A 24,511-nucleotide genomic window follows, 5' to 3' on the forward strand; every position below is an offset into this window, starting at 1 on the left:
GCGGGGGGCTTGCGCCCCTTCGAGCCGCCGCGTGGGGGTGGTCGTGTCGTCATGATTCCGCCAGCACCCGTCTCCGCTTCGGACGGAACGTCCGGGCGCATCGGCCGCGGCGTCGCCGAGGACCCGGACCGATGGGGTCGCCCGGCTCTAGCATCGCGGGGGCGCAGCGGCAAAGGCGGGGATGGCCGACCCCACAACCCTCAGTACTTGAGCCCGGTGTCGCACAGCACCGTCACGGCAACCGCGACGGCCGGCAGGCGGCCGGAGGCGAGCAGAGCCGCGGCCGCGCAGACATTGGCGGCGGCCGAGTAGCCGACATGCAGGCCCTCCCGCGTCGCCAGCAGCCGGCGCCAGTGCACGGCCTCGTCATCGGTCACGGAGAGGGCGAGATCCAAGAGTTCGGCATCCCAGTGCGGCGGCACGCTGCCGTAGCCCGTCCCCTGCAGGACATGGCGCGGCTTGGTGACGGGCTCGCCCGCGAGGGGCCGGCAGCCGTCGGGCTCCACCGCCGCGCAGACCACGTGTGGGTTCCGCACCCGGAGCGCCGCGGCGACGCCCAGGAAGGTCGCGCCCGTCCCCACGGAAGCGACCCAGGCGTCAACGCAGTTCCCAGATTGCGCCCAGATCTCCGGGCCGGTCGTGGCCCGATGGATCCCGACGCCCTCCAGAGCGTGGAACTGATCGACGTAAAAACCGCCGCGTTCCCGGGCGAGGCGCCCCGCTTCTTCGGCTGCGGCCGCGACATCGGCACCCGTCACCTGCCCCGGCACCCCATCGACCTGCGGCACCGAGACGACCTCCGCCCCGAGGGCTTCGAGCATCCGCGCCCGCTGCGGGCTGTTCCCCGCCGACAGGGTGACGACCAGCGGATGCCCGAGAGCCGCGCAGGCCACGGCGAGGCCGGCCCCCATATTGCCACTGGTCATCTCGACCACCGGAGCCCCCGGGGCGAGACGCCCATCCGCTCGGGCGGCGAGCAGGATGGCGCGGGCCGCCCTGTCCTTCACGCTCCCCCCGGGCTGCATGAACTCGGCCTTCGCCAGAATGCGGCCCGGTCCGGGATAGGCGCGGTCGAGGGCGATCAGGGGTGTGCCGCCGATGAGATCGAGCGCGGATGCGGTGATGGTCGATTGCAAGGACGTCGACTCGGCGGGGATGATTCCGACGCGGACAGCTTAGCAGCGGGCGGCTGGGGCTTCACGTCACTGTAGTCCGACGCGTCCGAGGCTACGGGCCGCCCCCGGCCAGCAGCCGCGCCTTGAGCCCGACCGGAAAAAGCTCAGGCCCGCCGTCGCGATCGAGATCCTCGAGGTCATACCAGCGGGCCACGCAGGGCGCGCCGGAATCCTCGTGGAAGACGACAGACTCGAGCGTATCGAGCGGGCCGGGCGGCAGGGCGACGGGGAACAGGAACAGCACCTCGTGCCCGGGGCTGCCCTCATGCACGTACAGATTCTCCATGATGAACGGCGGATCGAGAATCCGCACGGTGAGCCCCAGCTCCTCCTCGAATTCCCGCAGGAGCGCCTGCTCCGCCCGCTCGCCGAAGGCCACGCTGCCCCCGAGCGGCCGCACGCCCTTGAGGCGTCCGGCGTCGGTATAGACTTCGGCGACCAGCAGCCGACGGCCCCGCCAGGGCAAGCCCAGCGCCTTCACGCGGATTTCCGGAGGGGGGCGCCAGACATGCATGCCGTCTGGTAGTGCGCGGCTCGCAAACCGACAACGGCCCGGAATGCCGGCGCCGCGGCTTCCGGCGGATCGGATGCCCGGCCGCGATCCGCAGCGCCGGAACGTTACGCGAAGGCGTGCTTACGGTCCGGCACCTGAGCCCGTGTCTGGGCAACATGGAGCCGTGTCGCGGCGACCTGGGACCAGGCCGTGGCGACCGAGTCGTTCCGCACGTTTCGCTCGCGCCTGCGGACTGCGGCGATGTCGAACTGCTTCTGCATCTCCATCAGCATTTCCATGCTGTATCCGAACGCCTTCTCGATCTGAAAGGCCAAGTCGGCCGTCAAACCGGTCTTCTCGGTCAGAAAGTCCGAGAGCACGTGACGCGTGACACCCAGAAGGCCGGCCGCCTCCATGATCGTCAGGTTGCGCGGCTCGAAGACCTTGCGGCGGACGAACAAACCGGGATGGCACGGACTTGTCGCTTGATGGACAACGTTCACCTGGGTCTCCTTCACCAACGGATCGAGTCAACGTCGCAACGGCGTTCAGGTCGACCGATCGCCGCAGCGGCAGACCTGTCGCTCCACACGCGCGCAAGCAGCGCTCCGCCCGCGTGATCGGAACCAAACGATTAGCTTAGCCAGCCATGATCTGTTTAATTTTGCCGGTACAGAAACTGTATTGTCCGGCAATCAAGACATAACGCCCATATCAACCGATTTGCCGGCCGTCAATCTTCGCCATTAACGGCGATTTTTCTTGGTAATATTGATTTTATTCTGAAAAAAGTCGTAATATACATCGAGATTTGTGCATATGTGTTGATCATCAGGCGATCGATACAACTATCGTCGCCGAGACAACAATAGGATCGTGTGCACGCGACGCCGTCCGTCGACGAAGAATGCCGGCCCGCTTCAGTCCGTAACAACCAACGGTATCGCGCGGCGATATCTGCTCCACTTGGCATCCCTGGCCCGGCATCGGCAGGAAGCACCGGGACGGTTTTCTCGGAACCGCAGCTTTCCGCGCGTCGGCAGCCGACGAGTCGTTTCTCGCCCGATCACGGCGGGGCGGGCCGGGACAGGTTACCCGGGCAGCGCGGCGGCTACGCGACGACGTGCCGGCCATCCGATCCGCCCCGGGCCGATGCGCCTTCATCCCGCGTCGCGCCCGGGGATACCATCCGCCTCGGCACGGCCGTCATGGGGCCAGGACAGGGATCGAATGTCACCGGGTCCGACTGAACCCTGGCACGTCTCAGGCGCGATAAGGCCCGGCATTCGCGCCGAACCACATGGCAGAGGACGAACGGCAGCGGCGGAGGGACGAGACCCCTCGTCGCTCCGCCGCTCTGGTCCCGATGCGGCATCCCCGACGTTCGGTCACCGCGAACCGGCCTCACCCGAACGCGTAGAGGCGCTTGACGATGGCCAGAGGCCGTCGGGTCGGAGCCTGAACCTGAATCCGCGCCGCAAGCTCGCTCGCGATCTGCCGCTCGCGCTTCCGAGCGCGGGCGATATCGAAGCGGGTCTGCATCTCCATCAGGGTTTCCATGCGGCACCCGAAGGCTGTCTCGATACGCAGCGCCAGCTCGCCGGTGAGAGGCGACGTCTCATTGAGGAAGTCGGACAGAGTCTGGCGCGTTATGCCCAACTGGCTGGCCGCGGACATGACGGTCAGATTGCGTGGCTCGAGGATATTACGACGGACGAACCCGCCAGGATGGCCGGGGTTCTCCAAAACATAATGCGTTCTCATTACGAACTCCTTCCTGGATATTGAACTTCGACAGGATACAATCCGGATCGAAGTCCGTTATTTTTGGAAGATACGACCTTCGTTCATCATTCTTCACGAAGGCTATCGTGCTTACGTTGCAGATCACAAAAAGTTCCGCAGCCGTATTTTGCATGCGTTAGGCATACGCTTTGGCGTTATCACACCATTATTCGTCGATTTCGGCAGAATTAGTGTATTATTCCGCAGATTAATTGCCATATCTCCCTGAATACGGCGGCATTTGATCGCAGAATACCAAATCCATGGTCTATTTGGCCGTGCGATACGCAAGACTTGGAGCGTCCTGCAAAGCGATCCTCCCGCTGATGCCGGACTACCGGAAGCCTTCGCGATCCCGCGCGCGGTCCGCTCGCCGGACCAGATATCCACACGCTTGACGTTCAACTGGTCTACAGCCAAGCTATACAGTGACGGTTCCCTTTGGGGATCAAAAGGGAACGCGGTGAGGGGTCTTTTCCCGAAACCGCGGCTGTCCCCGCAACTGTGAGCGGCGAGCCCTTCACCACCACGTCACTGGGCCTCGGCCCGGGAAGACGGTGCGAGGGCGGCGACCCGTGAGCCAGGAGACCTGCCGTCAGCCGTGGTCACACGCGAAACGCGCTGGGCGGGGTGTCCTGGCGGGTGTCGAGACGGTCGTTGCGCGAGCGCGGTCGGCGAGGCTTCGTTCGCGGTGACGTGCCACAGCAAGCGCGCCCGCGTTCCGGTTCCCGATGCTCTCTCTTGTCGTGCCGATCCCGGCTGCGCCTTCGCGCGGACCGATCCACCACCCGGGCCACTGCGCCCCGGCGGAGCGGATGGCGGCACGCAACAGTAATTGTAATGTTATTACATTGCTTGTAGAGCGTCCGGGCCGGTTGCCGCCGCGCATGGACCGTCTCTAACCATGTCCCTATCAAAACAACCGCTCTACAGCTGGAGCGTGCCGTTCTGCGGCGCCCTGCTCACCGTGCTGGCGAGCCAGGCCGGGGCCCAGGATGTCGTCGCCCTCGACCAGCTCTCCGTCGAGGGGGAGGGCGGCGTCAGCCTAACCCGGGCCGCCCCGATCGGGCTGAACCTGCGTACCCCCGACCGGACCGCGAGCCGGCTCGGCCTGACACCGCTGGAGACGCCCGCGAGCGTCGACATCGTGTCCGGCGAGACCGCACGGCTGCGCGGCCAGGACACGATCGCCGAGGCCGTGACCCAGGATGCCACCGGCATCACCACGATCGCGGCGCCCGGCGCCCGCAACGGCGCGTTCACCTCCCGCGGCTTCGCGGGGCCGAACTCGATCCAGCAGCTCTACGACGGCACCCGCTTCTATGTCGGCGCCAACACGGTCACGTTCCCGTTCGACACCTGGAACGTCGAGCGCATCGAGGTGCTGCGCGGGCCGTCCTCGGTGCTCTACGGCGACGGCGCCATCGGCGGCGTGATCAACGTCGTGCCCAAGAAGCCGGTCTTCGTGCCGATCAACGTGGCGCGCGCGGTCATCGGCACCGACGGGGTCGCCCGGCTCGCGCTGGATTCGGGCGGGGCGCTCGGCCGGGAGGAATTCGGCGAGACCTTCGCGTATCGCCTGAACGTCAGCGGCAACCGCGCGGACGGCTGGATCCGGCCGGAGGGCGATTTCCGCAACCTCGCGGTCTCGGCCGCCCTCCTGTTCCAGCCGAGCCCGGACCTCACCTTCACGGCGAGCCACGATCTCGGCTACCAGGAACCGGCGCGCTACTGGGGCACGCCCCTGGTCGAGGGCAGGATCCCGGACCTGATCCGGTTCAACAACTACAACGTCCGCGACGCGAAGATCACCTGGGCGGATAACTGGACCCAGTTCAAGACCGAGTGGACGCCTTCGGCCGACATCATCGTGCGCAACACCGCGTACCGGCTCACCAGCCGGCGCCACTGGCTCGATACCGAGCAGTATATCTACAATCGCGGTACCGGACTGGTCGACCGCGGCGATTATCTCGAGATCTATCACAGCCAGGAACAGGTCGGGAATCGCCTGGACGCCAGCTTCAAGGGCAGCCTGTTCGGCCTGCCGAACGCGTTCGCGGTCGGGTTCGACGTGAACCACATCGACTTCCGCCACACGAACAATTTCTATTTCGACCAGACCACCAGCGTGCCGCTGACCGGCTACGATCCGGGCTACTTCCCGCAGAACGGTCGGGCGCGGCCGGCCTACGCCACGCAGACCAGCCAAGCGTCGGTCTTCGCCGAGGACCGGGTGATCCTGTCGGAAAAACTCTCGTTCCTCACAGGGGTGCGGCTCGACGTGCCGACGCTCCATCGGCAGGATCTGCAGGCGGGCACGCAGTTCGAGAAGACCTATCAGGCGCTCGGCTACCGGTTCGGCCTTGTCTACAACCCGACGCCGGACAGTGCGCTCTACGCGCAGTACAGCTTCGCCACCGACCCGGTGAACAGTCTCATCACGCTGACGCAGTCGCTCTCCAACTTTCAGTTGGCCACCGGCACGCAGGTCGAGATCGGCGCCAAGGGGCTCGCCTTCGACGGCGCGCTCGAATGGACGGTGGCCGGCTACCGGATCGTCAAGGACAATCTGATCTCGGCGGTGCCGGGCCAGCCGACGCTGTCGACCCAGGTGGGGAGCCAATCCTCGCAGGGCTTCGAGCTGGCGCTGGGCTGGCAGTTCAGCCCGGGCTGGCGGCTCGACGGCAACCTCGCGCTGCTGCACGCGCAGTACGATGCCTTCGACCAGAACGTGAACGGCGCCACCGTCTCGTATGCCGGCAACCAGCCGATCGACGTGCCCGAGCGGGTCGCCAATCTTTGGCTGACCTGGGATTTTTCGCGGGACTGGACGGCGCGCGTGGGGCTCCAGAACGTGGGCCAAGTCTACAGCGACTTCTCCAACACGGCCCGGCGCCCGGCCTACAACCTCGTCAACCTCGTGCTCGACCATCAGGTGACCGTGGATTCGCGCTTGAGCCTGCGGGTCTACAACCTGTTCGACAAGGTCTACGCGATCAGCGGCAATGCCGTGAACGGCGTCGGCACCAACTGGCTGCTGGGCCGGCCGCGCTCCGTGGAAGTCGCCTACACGGTGACGTGGTGAGGCGCTGGATCGGCAAGGCGGCCCGGCGCTGGATGCTCCTGTTCCACCGCTGGGCCGGGATCGCCACGGGCCTGTTCTTCGCCCTGTGGATCGGCTCCGGGCTGGTGATGCTCTACGTGCCGTTCCCGGCGCTCACGCCGCCTGAGCGCCTCGCGCACCTGGCGCCGATCGCCTGGGATCAGGTCGGTGTTTCGCCGGATGCGGCGCTCGCGGCCGGCGGCGTCGCGGGCGTGCCGGCCGCGTTCGCCCTGGAGATGCGCGGCGACGAGCCGATCTACCGCATCATCGGGCGCGACGGCGCGCCGGCGACGGTCTCGGGCCGGAATGGCACGCGGCTCGGCCCGGTCGACGCGGAGGCGGCCCTGCGGCTTGCCGCCGGCGACCGGCCGGGCGCCCGCGTCGAGCCGGTCGAGCGGGACCAGTGGACCGTCACCGCCCGCTACGACCCGCTGCGGCCGTTCCACAAGGTCGCCCTCGGCGATCCTGCGGGGACCGAGCTCTACGTCTCGCAGGTCACCGGCGAGATCGCGCTCGACACGACACGGTCCGAGCGTGCCTGGAACTGGCTCGGCTCGGTGCCGCACTGGATCTACCTGACGCCTTTGCGTGCCCGGGCGGAGCTGTGGCGCACGGTGCTGCTGTGGCTCTCGGGCTTCGCCGCCCCCGCGGCGCTCAGCGGCCTCGCCATCGGGATCTGGCGCCTGCGCCTGCGCCGCCGCTACGCCGGGGGCGCCGTGACGCCCTATCGCGGGCTGGCACGCTGGCACCACCTGTTCGGCCTCGCGGGCGGGCTGGGGCTCGGGGCGTTCATCCTGAGCGGCTGGATCTCCATGAATCCGAACCGCTGGTTCGCGTCGAGCGCGCCGCCTTCCGGGCTGCGCGCGGCCTATGCCGGAACGCCCGGACCGCTCGGCGTGGCAATCCATCAGATCCGCGATCGCGCCGGACCGGAAACCCGATCCGTGCGCTTCACCGTCATCGGTGGCCGCTGGTGGGTCTTTGCCGACGCAGCGGACGGTCCACGCCCCGTCGTGGCGGACGGCAGCTCTTTTCCCGATACAGCCACCCTCGCGGCCGCCGCCGCCGCCGCGATCCCCGACGGACGCCTGCGGGCGACCCAGCATCTGGCCGCCTACGACACCTATTGGTATCCGCACGGGACGGACCCGCGGCCCCTCCCGATCCTGCGTCTGCGCTTCGACGACCCGGCCGCCACCTGGCTCCATATCGACCCGCGCGACGGCACCATCCTGCAGCGGCTCGACCATTCCGGCCGCATCAACCGCTGGCTGTTCGACGCGCCCCACCGCCTCGATCTTCCGGTCCTGACCGGCCGACCGACCCTGCGCGCGGCGGCGCAATGGCTCCTGAACCTGCTTGCCGCCGGAATCGCGGTCACCGGGATCGTCGCGGGTTGGCGGCGCCTCAGCCGCAGCCCGAGGCGTCCTGCTCACCCGGCGTCAGCGTCAGTGCAACCGACGTCCCGGTCCGTGCCGCGATGAGGGCCGCCTCCAGGCAAGCCATCACCTGAAGCGATTCCAGAGCCGCCGACGACTCGACTACGCCTTGGACAAGCTGTCGAGCCAGATCCGCATAGTAGCGCCGCTGGTCCCCGACCACCGCAGGCGCATGTGCCACGGCTCCGCTCCCGTCGTGGATGGCGATCCCGTCCGGGTCCTCGCCCCATCCCGGCGCCCCCGGAGCCATGCCGGCCAAGAGCTGCTGCTCCTGGATGTCGCTCCGCTCCTTGATGAGGCTGCCGGCCTCGCCGTGGACGACGAAGCGGGACGATCCGCCGGCGACCAGCATGCTGGCCTGCAGGACCACGCGCAGGTCCCGATACTCCAGCACGACGTGCGCCCAATCGTCGGACAGGGCGCCGGGGCGCAGCCGCGCCAGATTGGCCGTCACCCGGTCGGGCAGCCCGAACAGCTGGAGCGCCTGATCCACGAGGTGCGGGCCGAGATCGTACCAGATGCCGCCGCCGGGCCCGGCGCCCTCCCGCCATCGGTCACGGACCTGCGGGCGGAACCGGTCGAAATGCGATTCGAAATGCCGGACCTTGCCGATGACGCCCTCGGCGATGGCCCGCCGGACACTCAGATAGTCGCTGTCCCAGCGCCGGTTGTGGAAGACGGACAGCATCCGGCCCTGGCGCCGCGTCAGCGCGACGAGCCCGCGCGCCTCGGCGAGGTCGAGGGTGAAGGGCTTGTCGACGACGATGTGCTTGCCCGCCTCCAGGGCGATTTGGGCCAGCGGCGCATGCGTGTCGTTGGGGGATGCGATCACCACGAGGTCGACATCCTCCGAAGTGGCGACCGTCGCGGGATCGGTGAGGACGGCCAGGCCGGGCAGGTCGGCCCAAACCTTGGCGGGGTCGCTTGAGGCGACCACCCGAAGGTCGAGCGCCGGAACCGCCCGGATCAGCGGGGCGTGGAAGGTCCTGCCGGCATAGCCGTAGCCGATCAGGCCGACACGGATCCGTGCAGGTGCGCTCGCCATTCGGGTGCCGTCCGGCCCGGCCATCGGGGCGGCGTGACTATAGCGGCGTGAGCGTCGGTGTTCACCGCCTCCGCTGCCCTTCTCCGTCATCACGAGCGAAGCGAAGTGACCCAGGGCAGCACGACATCTTCGAGGCTGGCGCCGCACTGGGTTGCTTCGCTGCGCTCGCAATGACGGAGGGGCGCACAGGCCGGCGCATGAGAACAGTATCCGGCGCGTCCGCCGCCCAGGCCCGTCCCTAAAACCGCGCGGTCAGGAACAGCCGCACGTTCCGGCCCGGCAACAAAATCTCGTCCTTCTTGAACGAGGTCGAGTTGCGGATATCGTCGTCGAGCAGGTTCCGGCCCTGAACGCCCAAGGTGATCGCACTCGCCCCATAGATCGCTGGATCGACAACCTTGGTGTAGCTCAGCTCGGCGCGCAGGTCGTTGTAACCAGGGGTCGGCGTCTCGAACAGGGCGGTCGCCTGGTGATCGAAGGCGTGGAGCAGGTTCACCCGGGCGAACCAGCCATCCGCCCGCAGGTAGACGCCGCCGCCCAGCCGGTAGGGCGGGATGCGCGGCACGTTGGTGCCGTTGTCGAACTGGGCGCGCACGAAATCGAACTGGGCCTCGACGCCGGCAAAGCCGTTGCCGACCGGCAGGACGTCATACTGGCCGATGATCTCGGCGCCGTAGAAGGTGGCGTTCTGCTGCTGGTAGACGATCTGCCGGTTCTCGGTACCGCTGCCGCAGGAGGCGAAGTCGTCGTCGCAGACCAACCCGGTGAAGTTGCGATAGATGAAGCCGGTATAGCGCGTGTAATACCCGGTGGCGTCGAGCCGTAGCGGGCCCTCGGCCCGCCGGATGCTGGCCTCCACGGTGCGGGCGCGCTCCTTCTTCAGGTCCGGATTGCCGATCTCGAACGTCGCGGTGGCATCGTGCGGCCCCTGCGAGAACAGCTCGTAGCCGGTGGGACCGCGCTCGACATAGGAACCGTTGAGGCTCGCCACGAAGCCGTAGGGCAGATCCTGGAGGGCGCCGATGCTGGCGCTCTTCGGGGCGAAGCGCCGCGTCCGGGCGTATTGGAACGGATCCTGTCCGTCGACCGGGGCGTAGTCGGCGGGGAATTGCGCGGCCGTGCTCGACAGCCGGTCGACTTCGTAGCGGCCCGCCGCCTGCAGCCGCGTGCCGGGGCGCAGTTCCAGCTCCTCGAACAGGTAGACCGCGTTGGCGCGGGACTCGGTCTTGGGCAGGAACGATTCGAGCTGGGTGTTGATCACCCGCCGGTCCGACTGGAAGCCAAGCGCGCCGGTGAGCCGGCCGAACGCGGTGTCGACCGGGACGTGCTGGAGTTCCAGCCGCCCCTCCGCCTCGCGGTTCTTGAAGATCGCCTGGATGCCCTCGATCCCATCCTCGCCGATGCCGACCTCGTTGTGGCGGTAGACCGAGTAGCCCGCCCAGTAGCGGATCACCTCGAAGGGGCCGTCCAGCGGCCGGTATTCGCCCCGCGACAGCACCCGGTCCTGGTTCGGGGTCAGGCGGGTGCGGTCCTGCTCGGCGACGCCGCCCGGGATCGCGTAGATCGCGTCGTAGTGGCTGAACGAGATGCCGACGAAGCCACGGTCGCCGATCGCCGAGATGCCGACCGCGCCGCCTTGCGATTCGTTGTAGGAGTTGCGCTGGATCCCGCCCGGGATCGCGTAGCTGTCGTTGGCAGTCTTGAACCCGTCGGCATGGACCGCGATGCCGTCGGCCCCGGCATCCACCGTGGCGGCGCCGAGCCGGCCGTTGTCGACGCTGGAGAAGCCGGTGGTGACCTGCCCCTGCACGCCGTTCGCCGGGATGAAGGTCGGCACCCGGTTGTTGTCGGCCGAGACCACGCCACCGATGGCGCCGGAACCGTAGCGCAGGGTCGCGGGCCCGCGGATCACCTCGATCCGGTCGGCGACCAGCGGGTTCACCGGGACCGCGTGGTCCTCGCCGAGATCCGAGACGCCACCGTTGACGATACCGTTCTCCTGGATGCGCACCCGGGCATTGTCGAGGCCGCGGATGATCGGCCGCGAGGCCGCCCCCGGCGCGTAGGTGGTGGCTGAGATCCCCGGCCGGTCGAACAGGGCGTCTCCCAGGGTCCGGGGCTGGTCGCGGGCGATCTGGTCCTGGGTCACCACGGTGACGGGCGAGAACGTGTTGGTCGCCACCGGCAGGATGCCGGTCTGGACCGAGGTGGCGGGGCCGAGAGCGGGCCGGGATGCCTGGATCGGGCTGGGACTGGTGACGCTGATCTCGTCGAGGGCCACGGATTGCTGCGCATGCGCCGGAGCGGTGAACAGGCCGGCGCCGAGGGGCGCCGACAGGATCGTGCCGGCCAGGAACGCGAGGCGAGGAGACGGGGTCATCGGAGCTCACACAGTGTTATATCGTTTCATTCGCGTGCCACGATGATGGGGCGCAAGGGCCGACCATGGAATTGGAGCGGGAAAGAGGGCAACGTTACATCGTTGCAACATCGACGCGGATGCAGCGTGATGTTGGTGCGCGACCAGGCGCTCAACGCCCGTTCGAAGGCGTTCCTTCATCTGCAGGCCGTCGTCGCGCGCGCGGCGTAGCAACCTCGGAAGACGCCGTCATCGGAGATCGCATGCGGCCCGGCACGCTACGCTGCGCGCAAGGACGGACCGCGTCAGACCGCGATCGCCTCGGCCTCGTCCTCTTCCGCCTCGATCTCGGCATCGACCTCTGAGACCGGGCCGGAGGCACCGGCCGCCTCGGCGAGACCGCGGGCGGCCTTGCGCAAGAGCTTGCGCAGGCGGCGTCGGTCGGTCTTGTCGAGATGGTCGAGGAGTTCCGCCTCGACCTCCTCCTGGATCCGCTCGATCGCCTCGGCCTTGGCGAGTCCAGATTCGGTGAGTTGCACCCGCACCACCCGCCCGTCACCCGATTCGGCCCTACGCTCGACGATGCCGAGGGCTGCGAGCCGGGTCACCGTCTTCGAGGCGGGCGAGGGCCGCACCCGCAGGAGCGCGGCGAGGTCGCCCATCGTCATGGTCCCCGCCGCGGCCAGGGCCTGCACCACCTGCTCTTGCCCGGCGAACAAGCCGAGCTTGGCGAGCCGGTCGCCGGTGCGGGCTCGGTGTAGGCGCGCGGCCTGCACCAGCGCCCAGCCCACGCTGCGCACGCCGGGCGGCCGCATCTTCTTGGCGGATCCCTCCGACGCGCCCGCGTCCTTGATCTCACGATCGCGTTTCTGCTTGTCGCCCACTGGAGCGCCCGCATCTATGCCGGCGGCCGCCGGACCATCCTGAAGCTGCACGATCCATCCCCGTCACACGGCCGCCCGGGATCCTGTGGCGCGGGTGGGTGACGCTGCGATGACGGGGGCCGACAAGGCTGCGCGTTCAGCACTGCATCAGGCGCTTGAGACGGTCCAGAATGTCCTCGCCGGTGCAGGGCCGGGCGATAAAGTCGGCATGGGACGGCATCCGCGCCGGATCGGGGGCCGCCCGCCCTGACACGATCAGAATCGGCAATTGCGGCCGAGCCTCGGCCACCGCGCTCGCCAAGTCGAAGCCGTCGGTCTTTCCCGAAAGCTGCACGTCCGTCACCAGCCCGCAGATATCCGGACGTGCCTGGAGGATGCTGAGCGCCCGCTCGGCGGAGGCACATTGCACCGTGTCGTAGCCACCATCCTCCAGCACGTCCCCGAGGTCCATGATCGTCAGCGCCTCGTCCTCGACGAGGAGGATCACCGGCCGATCGCCGCCCGAAACCGTCTGCTCGCTCGCCACTGTGTACTCCCTCCGGCAGCGTCCGGCCGCACGGGCCGCCGCACGCGATGTCAGCGTGAGCCCAACGGCAGAAACGGTTCCGGGTTGCAGGCCGAGGCAGCGGCGGCTCGCGCGATCGTGTAGCCGCGGCGCTCAGGACAGAGCCGCGGCCTGCCCGGGGACGACGGCGATGACGGACTCGATCAGGCGATCGAGATCCGCCGCCGGGATGGTCAGGGCGGGAGTGAGATAAGCGATGTCGCCGAACGGCCGCACCCAGACGCCCCGATCGAGGAAGGCCGCCTTGAGGGCGGCGAGGTCGGGTGTGCGGGCGAACTGCACCGCCCCGATGGCGCCGAGCACGCGCACATCCGCCACCCCGGGCAGGGTTTTCAGGCTGGCCAGCCCGTCCGCGAGACGGCGCGCGATGGCTCGGGCCTGATCGAGGCGCGGCTCGGTCTCGAACAGATCGAGGCTGGCATTGGCAGCCGCGCAGGCGAGCGGATTGGCCATGAAGGTCGGGCCGTGCATCAGCGCGGCAGCCGGATCCTCGGACCAGAACGCCTCGAACACCTCCGTCCGGGCGACGGTCGCAGCCAGCGCCATGGTGCCGCCGGTGAGCGCCTTCGACAGGCAGAGGATGTCCGGCACGATCCCGGCCTGCTCGCAGGCGAACAAGCTGCCGGTGCGACCGAACCCGGTGAAGATCTCGTCGGCGATCAGCGGCAGGCCGTGACGGCGGGCGAGGCGCGCGATCGTCGCCAGCACTTCCGGCGGGTGAATCAGCATGCCGCCCGCGCCCTGGACGAGGGGCTCGACGATCACGGCGGCCAACGTCTCGCGGTGGGCCGCGAGAGTCGAGTCGCGCACCCCGTCCTCGGCCGGGCTGCGCGGCAGGTCACAAAAAATCTGGCTCGGCAGGTAGGCTCCGAAGCGGCGATGCATGCCCTCCTCGGGGTCGCAGACGGACATCGCCCCCATCGTGTCGCCGTGGTAGCCGCCCCGGAAGGCCAGCACCCTGGTCCGGCCGCTCACCCCGCGATTGAGCCACATCTGGGCGGCCATCTTCAGCGCGACCTCGACGGCGACAGAGCCCGAATCGGTGAAGAAGACGTGGTCGAGATCCCCCGGCAACAAGGCGGCGAGCCGCGCCGCCAGCCGCTCGGCCGGGGCATGGGTCAGGCCGCCGAACATCACGTGCGGCATCCGCGCCAGCTGATTCGCCACGGCTTGGGCAATATGCGGGTGGTTGTAGCCATGCACCGCCGTCCACCAGGAGGCGATCCCGTCCACCAGCTCACGGCCATCGGCCAGCACGATACGGCTGCTGTGCGTCGCCACCGCCTCCAGGGGCGGCGGCGCCAGCCGCATCTGCGTGTAGGGCCGCCACAGGTTTTTTCGGGATAGGTCGGACGTCATGGCGGAGGGATGGGCGGTGGGGCGGGGGCGGTCAAGCGGAGCTCAGCTCGCGCTCAGCGCGATGGCAGCCGATCGGCCCCACCTCCCCGGCCGCCGCGCCCGCGGCCCCATCACCCATCCGATGGACAGCCTCGACGCCTTTGCCCGCACCAAACTCGACGCCCTGGAGGCCGGCAGCCTGCGGCGGCGGCTGACGCCCACCGAGCGGGGCGCCGAAGCCGCGGCTGTACGCCGGGGCCGGGCGCTCGTCTCGTTCTCGTGCAACGATTATCTCGGCCTGTCGCATCACCCGCGGGTAATCGCCGCCGCGCGGGACGCGGTCGCGGCCTACGGGGCCGGGGCGGGCGGGTCGCGGCTGGTCACCGGCGACCATCCGGTGCTCGGGGCGCTGGAGAATCTGCTGGCGCGGCACAAGGGCACCGAGGGTGCCCTGGTCTTCGGCAGCGGCTATCTCGCCAATCTCGGGATCACCCCGGCGCTGGCCGGGCGCGGCGACCTCGTGGTGCTGGACGAGCTGTCCCATTCCTGCATGTGGGCCGGGGCGCGGCTGTCGGGCGCCAAGATCCTTACCTTCCGCCACAACGAACCGGGCGATCTGGCAATGACGCTCGCGGAGCACCGCCCGCACCATGCCCGCGCCCTGGTCCTGACCGAGCGGGTGTTCAGCATGGACGGCGACCGGGCGCCGCTGGGCGACATCCTGGGCGTCGCGGACCAGTTCGACGCCTGGACCCTGGTGGACGATGCTCACGGGATCGGCGTGGTCGAGGACGGGCCGCGGGCGCCGCTCGAGATGGGCACCCTGTCGAAGGCGCTCGGCTCCTATGGCGGCTATCTCTGCGCGTCGCGGCCAGTGATCGACCTGATGACCAGCCGCGCCCGGAGCTTCGTCTACACCACCGGCCTGCCGCCGGCCTCGGCTGCCGCGGCCCTCGAAGCGCTGGCGATCCTGGAGGCGGAGCCGGCGCGCCGCGCCCGGCCGCTAGCCCTCGCCCGGCGGTTCACGGCCCGCCTGGGCCTGCCGGAGGCCGAGAGCGCCGTGGTGCCGGTCCTGGTCGGCGACGCGCAGACGGCGCTCGACATCTACGGGGCCCTGGAGGCTGAAGGCTTCCTGGTGGTGGCGATCCGGCCGCCGACCGTACCGGCCGGGTCTGCCCGGCTGCGCGTGGCCTTCTCGGCCGCCCACGCCGAGGCGCAGGTCGATGCCCTTGCCGACGCGGTGGCGGCGCTGACGGGTCGCGGTTCCCGTCCCTGAGCGCCGACCCTATACCTCGTCGCCGACGCTCCCGCCCAAGAGGAGCCCGGACCAGAGCAACCGAGAGGACGACGCCCGATGGACGCCAGCGCATTGCGAGCCCTTCAGGCTCCGATCAAGGACCAGTATCGCTCGGCCCCGGATTCGGCGGTCGTCACCCTGACGGCCCGGGGTACGCTGGACGACACCAAGATCGCCTGCAAGGTCGAGACCGGCCGCGCCATCGCTGGAGCCGGGCTGCACCCGGCCACCGGCGGATCCGGACTGGAATTGTGCTCCGGCGACATGCTGCTCGAAGCCCTCGTCGCCTGCGCCGGCGTGACCCTGAAGGCGGTGGCGACGGCGCTGGAGATCCCGCTGCGCTCCGGCACGGTGAGCGCCGAGGGCGATCTCGACTTTCGCGGAACCCTCGGCGTCGACAAGGAGGCGCCGGTGGGCTTCCGCAGCATCCGTCTGTTCTTCGCGCTGGATACGGACGCGCCGGAGGACAAGCTCGCGCAGTTGCTCAAGCTGACCGAGCGTTACTGCGTCGTGTTCCAGACCCTGAACCACAAGCCCGAATTGTCGGTCGCCGCCACGACGGCCTGAAGGAGGACGGCCATGGCCGGCGGCATCACCCAGGCCGAGTACTGGAACGGCGAGGTCGGGACCCGTTGGGCCCGCAACCAGACAGTTCTCGATGCGGTGTTCGCACCGCTGACCGAGGCTCTGTTCGCCCGCGCGGCGCTGCGCACCGGCGAGTCCGTGCTCGATATCGGCTGCGGTTCCGGCGCCACGACCCTGGAGGCCGCCCGCAGGGTCGGTCCGGAGGGGGCCGTGACCGGTGCGGACATCTCGGTACCGCTGCTCGCGGTCGCCCGGGGCCGCGCCGAGGCGGAGGCGGCCGGGGCTGCGCCGATCCGGTTCGTCGAAGCGGATGTCGAGAGCGCGGATCTCGGGACCTATGGGCAGGCCCTGTCGCGGTTCGGCGTGATGTTCTTCCCGGATTCGGCCCGCGCCTTCGCCAACATCCGCCGGATGCTGCACCCGGAGGGCCAGCTGACGTTCCTGTGCTGGCGTGCTCTGGCGGAGAATCACTGGGTGACGGTTCCCCGCGAGGCGGTGGTCCCGCTGCTGCCCGAGATCCCGCAGCCGCCGCCATCGGATACGCCCGGCCCGTTCCGCTTCGCCGCAGCGGACCCGCTGGTCGCATTGCTGCGCGGTGCGGGCTTCGGCACCGTGACTTGCGACGCGATCGACCGGGACGTGGAGCGCGGCCGAGCCGACACCGATGCGAAGGCCGCCGAGGCCGCCGCCCATGTGGCGCTCAATCTCGGGCCGACCGCGCATCTCGTACGCGAGGCCGAACCCGATCTGCGCGCCCGGGCCGCGACTGCGGTCACCGCCGCCCTGCGCCCGCTCGCGACCGGCGGCTCCGTTCGCCTGCGCGCCGCCTGCTGGCTGGTCCAGGCTCGCTAGCGCAGAGCGACTTCAGAACCCCAGCGCCCCGCCGTCGGAGCGCGGGTCGTGCATCGCCTCGATCCGCCCGTCCCGGGCCCGGCGCACCAGCATACCGGCATGGCCCAGCGTGTCGCTGTAGGGCACACCGACCGGCTCGATCTGGTGGCCCATGCGCTCCAGCGCAGACAGGATCGCCGGGTCGAACCGGTCCTCGACCTTCACGCTGAGCGACGGCGCGCCCCAGGTCCGGCCGTAGAGTAGCCGCGGCGCCTCCACCGCGCCGGCGACGGAAAAACCGTAATCGGCGTAGCGGCAGAAGATCTGTGCCTGGAATTGCGGCTGGCCGTCGCCGCCCATCGCGCCGTAGGCCATCACCCGGCCGTCGTCGAAGCAGGCCAGCGCCGGGATCAGGGTGTGGAACGGACGCCGCCCCGGCTCCAGCGGGTTCACGGCGGACGGGTCGAGGGAGAACGAGACGCCGCGGTTGAGCCAGTCGATCCCGGTGCGCGGCAGAACCACCCCGGAGCCGTATTCCCAGTAGACCGACTGGATGTAGGAGACCGCCAGCCCGTCGCGGTCGATCGCCCCCATCCAGACCGTGTCGCCCGGGGAATCGCGCAGCGGGACCGAGGCGGCCCGCTTCATGTCGATGCGGGCGGCTTCCGTGGCGAGGAACGCGGGGGCGAGGAAGTCGTCCAGGTCGTGGCGCAGGCGGCCGAAATCGGTCACCACCCGGTCGCGGATCGCGAAGGCGCGCTTCGTCGCCTCGATCAGCCCGTGATAATGCGCCACGCTCTCCGGGGCTGCGATGGTCAGCCGGTCGAACAGGCCCAGGATGATCAGCGCCGCGAGCCCCTGGGTCGGAGGCGGGAAGTTGAACAGGGTGGCGTCGCGCCGGCGCAGGGCCAGCGGCCTGCGCTCGGCCGCCTGATAGGCCTTGAGGTCGGCCCGGGTCACCGGCGCGCCGAGGCGCTCCAGATCGGCGCCGATCTCGTGCGCGACATCACCCCGGTAGAAATCGTCGAGCCCGGCATGGGCGAGCTGCTCCAGGGTCGCCGCGAGGGCCGACAGCTTGCGAATCTCGCCGGCCCGATAGGGCTTGCCGTCCTTGAGGAAGGTCGCGGCGAAGTTCGGAGCCTCGTACAGGGTGTCGCCCGGCTGCGGCTTGTAGCGCTCCTCGCTGGCTGAGACCGGCACGCCGTCGCGGGCCTGGGTGATCGCGTCGGCAAGCAGCACATCCAAGGGAAGGCGGCCGCCGAGCGCCTTGGACAACGCCAGCGCGAGCTCCCAGCCGCCGACCGCACCGGCCACCGTCACCATGGCGTCGGGGCCCCGCGACGGGATCGTGTCGTAGCCCTTCTCGCGGTAGCGCTGGATCGTAGCGAGGCGCCCGGCCGGTCCGCAGGCCTCGATGCCGCGCACCCGCCCACCGCGCTCGCGCACCAACCAGAAGCCGTCGCCGCCGATGCTGTTCATATGCGGGTAGACCACGGCGATCGAGGCCGCCATCGCCACCATCGCCTCGATGGCGTTGCCCCCCTGCGCCAGCACGGTCCGGCCGGCCGAGGCGGCGAGATGGTGAGGGGCGGCGACGGCGCTGTCGGAAAAGACGGGGGTCTCGGGCATCGACGATCCTGTGGTGTTCCGGTCGCAGCGTTAGGCAAGTGTGCGGCCGCTGCAAGGTCCCGCCGCTCGCCAGGGCTATGCCATGCTAGGAAGGCCGATGCCCGTCGCGCGGAAGCGGCCGATGTCGTTCAAGATTTGGCCTCGGTTGGCCATCGGCCTCACCCTGACTGCGGCCCCGGCCGCGGCGCAGCAGCGGGTACGGACCGTATACGAGGGCGCGGGGGCCGATCCGCGCATCTCGGTCGCGCAGCCGGAGAGCACCAGTCAGGCGTCCGGCGGCTACGTCCGGTCGATCGAGCCGTCCCTGGGCCCGCTCGGCGATCCCTTGCGCATCCGCCCCGGGCTGAAGGCCCGCGGCATCGAATACAGTCTGACCTATGTCGCCGATCTGCTCGGCAACCCGACCGGCGGAATCCGTCAGGGGGCGATCGTCGAGGATCGCCTGAATCTGCGGCTCAATCTCGATCTCGACCGGCTGGCAGGCTGGGAGGGCGCGACCATCCACGCCAACGCCTATTTCATCCACGGCACCGGCCTGTCGCGCTACTATGTCGGCGACCTGCTGACCACGAGCGTCATCGAGGCGCTGCCGTCGACCCGGCTCTACGTGCTGTGGTTCGATCAGAGTCTGATGGACGGGCAGCTCGGTCTCCGGATCGGCCAGCAGGCGGCCGACACGGAGTTCTTCGTCAGCCAGACCGCGACCCTGTTCGTGAACTCCACCTTCGGCTGGCCGGCGATCACCGGGCTCGACCTGCCGAGCGGCGGCCCGGCCTATCCGCTCTCGGCACCGGCGATCCGTGCGAAATATACGCCGGGCAACGGCGTCTCGCTCCAGGTCGGCCTCTATGACGGCGATCCGGCGGGTGCGAACCGGCCGGGCCAGGATCCGGAGGCGCAGCGGCTCAACCGCACCGGCACGAATTTTCGCACCAACGACCCGGCGCTGATCGTCGCCGAGGCGACCTACGCGTACAACATCGAGCCGGGGGCCAAAGGCTTGCCCGGGGACATCACGCTGGGCGGCTGGCAGAATTTCGGCCGGTTCGACAGCCTGCGCTTCGACATCACCGGTGTGCCGCTGGCCGACCCGAATGCTACGGGGATCGGCCGCCCCCTCCGGGGCAATGCCGGCCTCTACGCGATCTACGACCAGACCTTGTTCCGGGAATCCGGGAAGGACGACGAGGGCCTCGGCTTCTTCGTACGCGCGGCCTATTCGCCGACCCGTTCCAGCCTGATCGAGTCCTATTTCGATACCGGCCTCGCCTATAAGGGGCTGTTCGAGGGTCGAAACGACGACACGATCGGCATCAGCCTCGCGCAGGCCCGGATCAGCGACGATGCCCGCCGGGCCGACCGGGACACGATTTTCTACACCGGCGTCCCGATGCCGAGACGGCGGGCCGAGACGGTGCTGGAGGCGACCTACCAGGCGGTCGTGGTTCCGGGCTTCACGGTGCAGCCCGACGTCCAATACGTGTTCCATCCGGGCGCCGGGGTGGCTGGCCCGGACGGGCGTCGCCTGCGCAATGCAGCGGTGCTCGGGGTGCGGGCGACCGTGCAGTACTGAGCCGGGCGCCCTGGAACGGTCGCGGTGCCCGCCCTCTTTCCGCAGTATGGTGATCTTCGAGTGGGTTGTCGGCGTCCTGTTCGGCGCCGTCCTGTTGGCTGCGTTGGCGCGACGGCTGGGCGCGCCGTACCCGGCGTTCCTGGCCTTGGGCGGCGTCGGCCTCGCCTTCGTGCCCGGCGTGCCGAACCTGCGGCTCGATCCCGAGCTGGCGCTCGCCCTGTTCCTCGCCCCCGTCCTGCTCGATGCCGGCTTCGACGCCTCGATCCGGGACATGAAGGACAATTGGCGCGCGGTGTTCGGTCTCGCAGTCGGCGCCGTGGCGGTGACGACGCTCGCCGTCGCGTTCGTGGCGCATCTCATCGTGCCGGACATGCCGATCGCGGCCTGCATCGTGCTGGGCGCCGTGGTCGCGCCGCCCGATGCCGTGGCGGCGCTGGCGGTGCTCAAGCACGCGCCGATGCCGCACCGCCTCGCCACGATCCTGCGCGGTGAGAGCCTACTCAACGACGCCGCCTCGCTGATCATCTACCGGCTGGCGGTGGCGGCCGCGATGGCGGACGGCTTCCATCCGGCCGAGGTGGCCCCCGCTTTCCTGCTCGGCGTCGTGGCGAGCCTGGCGGCCGGCCCCTGCCTCGGCCTCGCCTTCGTCGCCCTGACCCGCCGCGTCACCGATCCGGCGAGCACCATCGTGATGCAGTTCGTCGCCGCCTTCGGGATCTGGCTCGCGGCCGAAAAGCTGGAGATGTCGGGGGTGCTGACCATCGTGACCTTCGCGGTCACGGTCGCGCGCCGGGCGCCCGGGATCACGGCGCCGCGCACCCGGGTGATCTCCTACGCGGTCTGGGACACGGCGGTGTTCGTGCTCAATGTCCTGGCCTTCATCCTGATCGGCATCCAGATCGACCCGATCCAGGACCGGCTGACCGGTGCGGATGCCTGGCAGGCGGCGTTCCTGGCCGCCGCGATCTTCGCCACCGTGGTGGTGACACGGCTCGCCTGGGTCCTCCCCACGACCGGCCTCAAGGGCCTCGGCCTGCGTCAGGCGGGCTCACGGGCGCGGTACGGCCCGGGGCTCGCTTTGTCCTGGGCTGGGATGCGCGGCATCGTCACGGTCGCGGCCGCCCTGGCGCTGCCGATGGAGTTCCCGCACCGGGACCTCGTGGTGTTCACCGCCTTCTTCACGGTGCTCGGGACACTGATCGTCCAGGGCCTGACCCTGCGGCCGCTGCTCGCCTACCTGAAGCTGGAGGATGACGATCCGGTCGGGCGCGACGTCGGCTGGGCGCGGGCCGCCGCCTACAAGGCCGCCCTCGAGAGCCTGTCCGAATCCGGGGACGAGCCGGCGATCGATTCGTTGCGGGCGGAGTTCCGCTCCGCGCTCGAGGAGGCCGAGGCCCATGACGAGGGCCGCGCCCCCGAGAGCCTGCCCTCGGACGCCGCCCGCCGCCGCTCGGTGGAGGCCGCCCGCAACGCGGTGTTGACCCTGCGCCGCCAGGGCCGGATCGGCGACGACGCGTATTTCCTGCTGGAGGAGGAGTTCGACTGGGCCGAGCTCAACGCAACGCCGAAGGCCGAAACTTAAAGCGCAGTCGACAAACGCCTGTGTTCAGACGCCCTTGCGCGCCGCGACGACGCCTTCGATCGCACCCCACACCGCAACCGACAAGTCGGGACCGCCGAGCCGCTGGATCGCCCGGATGCCGGTGGGGGAAGTGACGTTGATCTCGGTCAGGTGACCGTCGATCACGTCGATCCCCACCAGGATCAGGCCGCGCCGGGCCAGCTCCGGTCCGATCGTGGCGCAGATCTCGCGCTCGCGCTCGGTCAGCTCCGACGCAGAGGCCGCCCCGCCGCGGACCATATTCGACCGGATGTCGTTCGCCGCCGGGACCCGGTTGACCGCGCCCATCGCTACGCCGTCCACCAGGATGATGCGCTTGTCGCCCTCGGTCACCCGGTCGAGATAGCGCTGGATCACCCAGGCCTCCCGGAAGGTGGTCGCGAACAGGTCGAACATCGAGCCGAAATTCGGGTCCGTCTCCGTGACCTTGAACACCGCCGCGCCGCCATGCCCGTGCAGCGGCTTCATCGCCACGGTGCCGTGCTCCAGCCGGAACGCCTCGATCTCCGCCTTGTCGCGGCTGATCAGGGTCGGCGGCATCAATTCGGGGAAGTCGAGCACGAACAGCTTCTCGGGCGCATTGCGCACCTCGAAGGGATCGTTGACCACCAGCGTCTCCGGGTGGATCCGCTGCAGCATGTGTGTGGCCGTGATGTAGGCCATGTCGAAGGGCGGATCCTGGCGCATCAGCACCACATCCGCCTCCGCGAGGTCGATCCGCTCCGGCGGCGTGAGGGTGAAATGCGCGCCCTCGACATCCTGTACGGTGAGGCGCTGGACGCGAGCGGTGACCCGCCGGCCCTGCATCGAGAGCCGGTCGGGCGTGTAATAGATCAGGTCATGGCCCCGCCGCTGCGCCTCAAGCAGCAACGCGAAGGTCGTGTCCCCCGCGATCCGGATATTTTGGATCGGGTCCATCTGGACGGCGACGGTCAAGCCCATCGGAAATGCCCTTCGCACACGGCGGGTGTCTCGACCGGACGGGTCTTCAATCGTCGGACAGCGACTTGCTGCCGGTCCGCTTGTCGTAATCGCCGATCGCCGAGCGGCACTCGGGCGAGAGACGCTTGCGGTTGCGCATCATGCACTTGTCGGCGTCCTGGCTGTTCGGATCGACACCGGCGCAGAGACGGAAATAGTCGTTCGCGCAGCCGAGCTGCAGGCCCTGGTCCTCGCGCTGGGCGTAGGCGGGGCCGGCAGCGAGCGTCACGAGCGCGAGTGCCGCAGCGGCGAGGCTGCGCCGACGGTAGGCGTGCAAGGTGCGTTCCGGAACGAGTCGCATTCAGCGGTGTCCTCAAATCTCGATCGCGCGGAAATTCGATGCGGCGGTATCCCGTCCGCTTGGGTCCGCCATATCGGTCGCGCGGGGCGGTAGGCAAGCGCCGCAGCTGCGCATGGGTTCCCCGCGCGGAACGCTGCGCCAACACCCTGCCCGGGTGTGTCTCAGAGGCCGCACGGAGCCGACGCGAAAAAAGGCCTCGTCCGCGATCGGACGAGGCCTCAGTCATAGGGAGGAAACGCCCGCCATGGGCGAAAACAGCGTCGCAATTCGCGCGCCACATACGCCGGATGGCCGGCAAGACTCCGTTAACCACGTCATGCTGAATGGTTTCTGTAGCCCTTGCCGACCCCCTCTGCAGGGCCCGGGCACTGACGCTCGAGCCGCCGACAGGAGCCGGAGACGATGACCCCATTCAAGCCGCAGGTGACCAGCGCGCTCCGACCGCCGATGCCCGCCAACGATGCGACGTACGACGCACGGCCGGACGCTTCCGCGATCCTGATCCCGTTCCCCGGCCAGGAGGCGCGGCGGACGCGCCGCCTGCCGCGTACGGAGGAGCAGCGCGGCGAAATCTTGTTCTTCCTCGGCGTGCGCTACGAGCGCCTCGCTTCCTGAACACGTCGACCGGCCCGGCCGCGCGACGTTTCCGACGGTTTGATCATGCCTGTCCCGGACCGCCATCGGCCGCCCCTCATCCATGACCGAGGCAAGCGCGCGCGCCGCGCCCTCAAGGCTTCTCTTCTTCTGCCCACCGGAGCGGCCCTGGCGCTGCTCGCTGCCTGCACCCAAAGCGGCGATTTCGGACGGCCCCGGACCGGCGTCTGGAATGGCCTGATCGACACCACCGGCAGCTTCTCGGTGCGTGAACGGGGCCGCTTGCTCCTGGATTCCGGCCTGACCGACGACGAGCAGGCCCTGCGCGACCGCGCCTGGCGGTTCGTGCAGCCGGCCAGCACCTTCGCGGCCTTCCAGGATGCCCTGTTCGGGCTGGCCAGCGCGCACGCGACGCCGACTTGGCGGTTCGACGAGGTCGGGGCCTATTATGATGTGCTGACCGCCGAGCCCACGCGCTCGCCCGTATCCCGCTACCGCCAACTCGCCGACGACGCCACGGCCGATGGCCGCCTGATCCCGATCTTCGTAGCGTTGGCAGCGCGGGTCATCGATGCGGATGCCGCGCGGCTGCGCAGCCTGCCCTTCGCCAAGACTCTCGACGACGCGGATATCCGTCTGGCCGCGCAGCGCGTCGCCGAGAACCGGTGCCTGATCGCCTGGGTGCGGATCGAGACCGGCCTGCGGCTTGCGCGCTATCGGTTCGCCCTGGAGCACCTCTTCGCTGAGGCTCCGTCTCCGGAATCCGTCTCGGCCGAGCGGTCTCTGGCCATGCTCGCCGCCCGCCGCAACCTGCTGGTGCCACTGCTGCCGCCGGATGCCGCGGCACGCTGCGGCCTCGAAGCCGCCCTCGTGCCGGTTGCCGAAGCCCCGCCGCTCGTCGTAAATACTG

The 24,511-nt window shown here is 69.4% G+C and carries 20 protein-coding genes, 1 pseudogene and 1 riboswitch; of the genes and pseudogenes, 9 read left to right on the forward strand and 12 right to left on the reverse strand.

The window, feature by feature from the left end; translation table 11 throughout:
* Positions 1 to 200: 200 nt before the first annotated feature.
* The 4 genes from AO398_RS05620 to AO398_RS05635 all read right to left on the reverse strand — a co-directional run bounded on the left by AO398_RS05620 (position 201) and on the right by AO398_RS05635 (position 3,432).
* Positions 201 to 1,136, reverse strand: coding sequence for a cysteine synthase family protein (locus tag AO398_RS05620; protein ID WP_244498674.1), 936 nt, complete (start codon positions 1,134 to 1,136; stop codon positions 201 to 203).
* Positions 1,137 to 1,227: 91 nt separating this feature from the next.
* Complete coding sequence (locus AO398_RS05625; RefSeq protein ID WP_058191052.1) at positions 1,228 to 1,689, reverse strand: NUDIX domain-containing protein; 462 nt, start codon at positions 1,687 to 1,689, stop codon at positions 1,228 to 1,230.
* Between the two features lie 104 nt (positions 1,690 to 1,793).
* On the reverse strand, positions 1,794 to 2,171 hold the full coding sequence (locus tag AO398_RS05630) for a HigA family addiction module antitoxin (RefSeq protein WP_082643147.1): 378 nt from the start codon (positions 2,169 to 2,171) through the stop codon (positions 1,794 to 1,796).
* A gap of 901 nt (positions 2,172 to 3,072) precedes the next feature.
* On the reverse strand, positions 3,073 to 3,432 hold the full coding sequence (locus AO398_RS05635) for a HigA family addiction module antitoxin (protein WP_058191053.1): 360 nt from the start codon (positions 3,430 to 3,432) through the stop codon (positions 3,073 to 3,075).
* A gap of 436 nt (positions 3,433 to 3,868) precedes the next feature.
* Positions 3,869 to 4,065: riboswitch (cobalamin riboswitch) on the forward strand.
* A gap of 292 nt (positions 4,066 to 4,357) precedes the next feature.
* On the opposite strand from AO398_RS05635, the gene AO398_RS05640 reads away from it, so the two are divergent.
* Together AO398_RS05640 and AO398_RS05645 are read left to right on the forward strand one after the other, a co-directional pair.
* A complete protein-coding gene (locus tag AO398_RS05640) occupies positions 4,358 to 6,541 on the forward strand; it encodes a TonB-dependent receptor (RefSeq protein ID WP_058191054.1) in 2,184 nt (727 codons plus the stop codon).
* A 32-nt stretch (positions 6,542 to 6,573) separates the two neighbouring features.
* A complete protein-coding gene (locus AO398_RS05645; RefSeq protein WP_244498678.1) occupies positions 6,574 to 8,043 on the forward strand; it encodes a PepSY domain-containing protein in 1,470 nt (489 codons plus the stop codon).
* Here AO398_RS05645 and AO398_RS05650 read toward each other — a convergent pair.
* From AO398_RS05650 to AO398_RS05670, 5 genes are all read right to left on the reverse strand, one after another.
* Complete coding sequence (locus AO398_RS05650; RefSeq protein WP_058191055.1) at positions 7,967 to 9,043, reverse strand: oxidoreductase; 1,077 nt, start codon at positions 9,041 to 9,043, stop codon at positions 7,967 to 7,969. The two genes, AO398_RS05645 and AO398_RS05650, sit on opposite strands and share 77 nt — an antisense overlap.
* A 238-nt stretch (positions 9,044 to 9,281) precedes the next feature.
* Positions 9,282 to 11,423, reverse strand: a complete 2,142-nt coding sequence (locus AO398_RS05655; protein ID WP_058191056.1) for a TonB-dependent receptor — start codon at positions 11,421 to 11,423, stop codon at positions 9,282 to 9,284.
* Between the two features lie 284 nt (positions 11,424 to 11,707).
* Complete coding sequence (locus AO398_RS05660) at positions 11,708 to 12,337, reverse strand: MarR family transcriptional regulator (protein WP_152997426.1); 630 nt, start codon at positions 12,335 to 12,337, stop codon at positions 11,708 to 11,710.
* An 85-nt stretch (positions 12,338 to 12,422) separates the two neighbouring features.
* On the reverse strand, positions 12,423 to 12,812 hold the full coding sequence (locus tag AO398_RS05665; RefSeq protein ID WP_058191058.1) for a response regulator: 390 nt from the start codon (positions 12,810 to 12,812) through the stop codon (positions 12,423 to 12,425).
* Between the two features lie 132 nt (positions 12,813 to 12,944).
* On the reverse strand, positions 12,945 to 14,210 hold the full coding sequence (locus AO398_RS05670; RefSeq protein WP_058191059.1) for an adenosylmethionine--8-amino-7-oxononanoate transaminase: 1,266 nt from the start codon (positions 14,208 to 14,210) through the stop codon (positions 12,945 to 12,947).
* Positions 14,211 to 14,331: 121 nt separating this feature from the next.
* Between AO398_RS05670 and AO398_RS05675 the strand changes: the two genes are divergently transcribed.
* The 3 genes from AO398_RS05675 to AO398_RS05685 all read left to right on the forward strand — a co-directional run bounded on the left by AO398_RS05675 (position 14,332) and on the right by AO398_RS05685 (position 16,923).
* Positions 14,332 to 15,465, forward strand: a complete 1,134-nt coding sequence (locus tag AO398_RS05675; protein ID WP_058191136.1) for an aminotransferase class I/II-fold pyridoxal phosphate-dependent enzyme — start codon at positions 14,332 to 14,334, stop codon at positions 15,463 to 15,465.
* 78 nt (positions 15,466 to 15,543) lie between these two features.
* A complete protein-coding gene (locus AO398_RS05680; protein WP_058191060.1) occupies positions 15,544 to 16,053 on the forward strand; it encodes an OsmC family protein in 510 nt (169 codons plus the stop codon).
* 12 nt (positions 16,054 to 16,065) lie between these two features.
* Positions 16,066 to 16,923: a class I SAM-dependent methyltransferase gene (locus tag AO398_RS05685; RefSeq protein WP_058191061.1), complete on the forward strand. Its 858-nt coding sequence runs from the start codon at positions 16,066 to 16,068 to the stop codon at positions 16,921 to 16,923.
* Positions 16,924 to 16,935: 12 nt separating this feature from the next.
* On the opposite strand, the gene AO398_RS05690 is transcribed toward AO398_RS05685, so the two are convergent.
* Positions 16,936 to 18,531 (reverse strand): gamma-glutamyltransferase family protein, encoded by a 1,596-nt coding sequence (locus tag AO398_RS05690; protein ID WP_058191062.1) that lies wholly within the window; start codon positions 18,529 to 18,531, stop codon positions 16,936 to 16,938.
* A gap of 121 nt (positions 18,532 to 18,652) precedes the next feature.
* Here AO398_RS05690 and AO398_RS05695 point away from each other — a divergent pair, with 121 nt between their 5' ends.
* Both AO398_RS05695 and AO398_RS05700 read left to right on the forward strand, forming a co-directional pair.
* Positions 18,653 to 20,104 carry a carbohydrate porin gene (locus tag AO398_RS05695; RefSeq protein ID WP_058191137.1) on the forward strand — a complete coding sequence of 484 codons (1,452 nt, stop codon included), beginning with the start codon at positions 18,653 to 18,655 and terminating at the stop codon, positions 20,102 to 20,104.
* A gap of 46 nt (positions 20,105 to 20,150) precedes the next feature.
* A complete protein-coding gene (locus AO398_RS05700) occupies positions 20,151 to 21,686 on the forward strand; it encodes a sodium:proton antiporter (RefSeq protein ID WP_058191063.1) in 1,536 nt (511 codons plus the stop codon).
* Positions 21,687 to 21,710: 24 nt separating this feature from the next.
* Here AO398_RS05700 and gshB read toward each other — a convergent pair whose 3' ends face one another.
* Together gshB and AO398_RS05710 are read right to left on the reverse strand one after the other, a co-directional pair.
* Entirely contained in the window at positions 21,711 to 22,667 is a 957-nt protein-coding gene (gene gshB, locus AO398_RS05705) for a glutathione synthase (RefSeq protein ID WP_058191064.1), read from the reverse strand.
* A 46-nt stretch (positions 22,668 to 22,713) separates the two neighbouring features.
* The gene (locus tag AO398_RS05710) at positions 22,714 to 23,007 is read right to left on the reverse strand and encodes a hypothetical protein (protein WP_007560002.1); all 294 of its coding nucleotides are present in this window, start codon (positions 23,005 to 23,007) and stop codon (positions 22,714 to 22,716) included.
* Between the two features lie 402 nt (positions 23,008 to 23,409).
* Between AO398_RS05710 and AO398_RS05715 the strand changes: the two genes are divergently transcribed.
* Positions 23,410 to 23,622, forward strand: a complete 213-nt coding sequence (locus AO398_RS05715; protein ID WP_058191065.1) for a hypothetical protein — start codon at positions 23,410 to 23,412, stop codon at positions 23,620 to 23,622.
* 45 nt (positions 23,623 to 23,667) lie between these two features.
* Positions 23,668 to 24,501, forward strand: a pseudogene (locus AO398_RS05720) (hypothetical protein); the annotation flags it as partial.
* Between the last annotated feature and the right edge of the window lie 10 nt (positions 24,502 to 24,511).

It is taken from the genome of Methylobacterium sp. GXS13, from assembly GCF_001455965.1.
Taxonomy (GTDB): domain Bacteria; phylum Pseudomonadota; class Alphaproteobacteria; order Rhizobiales; family Beijerinckiaceae; genus Methylobacterium.

Coding starts and splice junctions, on each gene's coding strand:
- AO398_RS05685 (WP_058191061.1), top strand. CDS start 16,066: ATGGCCGGCGGCATCACCCAGGCCGAGTACTGGAACGGCGAGGTCGGG.
- AO398_RS05635 (WP_058191053.1), bottom strand. CDS start 3,432: ATGAGAACGCATTATGTTTTGGAGAACCCCGGCCATCCTGGCGGGTTC.
- AO398_RS05700 (WP_058191063.1), top strand. CDS start 20,151: ATGGTGATCTTCGAGTGGGTTGTCGGCGTCCTGTTCGGCGCCGTCCTG.
- gshB (WP_058191064.1), bottom strand. CDS start 22,667: ATGGGCTTGACCGTCGCCGTCCAGATGGACCCGATCCAAAATATCCGG.
- AO398_RS05710 (WP_007560002.1), bottom strand. CDS start 23,007: ATGCGACTCGTTCCGGAACGCACCTTGCACGCCTACCGTCGGCGCAGC.
- AO398_RS05655 (WP_058191056.1), bottom strand. CDS start 11,423: ATGACCCCGTCTCCTCGCCTCGCGTTCCTGGCCGGCACGATCCTGTCG.
- AO398_RS05715 (WP_058191065.1), top strand. CDS start 23,410: ATGACCCCATTCAAGCCGCAGGTGACCAGCGCGCTCCGACCGCCGATG.
- AO398_RS05645 (WP_244498678.1), top strand. CDS start 6,574: ATGCTCCTGTTCCACCGCTGGGCCGGGATCGCCACGGGCCTGTTCTTC.
- AO398_RS05690 (WP_058191062.1), bottom strand. CDS start 18,531: ATGCCCGAGACCCCCGTCTTTTCCGACAGCGCCGTCGCCGCCCCTCAC.
- AO398_RS05695 (WP_058191137.1), top strand. CDS start 18,653: ATGTCGTTCAAGATTTGGCCTCGGTTGGCCATCGGCCTCACCCTGACT.
- AO398_RS05670 (WP_058191059.1), bottom strand. CDS start 14,210: ATGACGTCCGACCTATCCCGAAAAAACCTGTGGCGGCCCTACACGCAG.
- AO398_RS05675 (WP_058191136.1), top strand. CDS start 14,332: ATGGACAGCCTCGACGCCTTTGCCCGCACCAAACTCGACGCCCTGGAG.
- AO398_RS05625 (WP_058191052.1), bottom strand. CDS start 1,689: ATGCATGTCTGGCGCCCCCCTCCGGAAATCCGCGTGAAGGCGCTGGGC.
- AO398_RS05680 (WP_058191060.1), top strand. CDS start 15,544: ATGGACGCCAGCGCATTGCGAGCCCTTCAGGCTCCGATCAAGGACCAG.
- AO398_RS05650 (WP_058191055.1), bottom strand. CDS start 9,043: ATGGCGAGCGCACCTGCACGGATCCGTGTCGGCCTGATCGGCTACGGC.
- AO398_RS05640 (WP_058191054.1), top strand. CDS start 4,358: ATGTCCCTATCAAAACAACCGCTCTACAGCTGGAGCGTGCCGTTCTGC.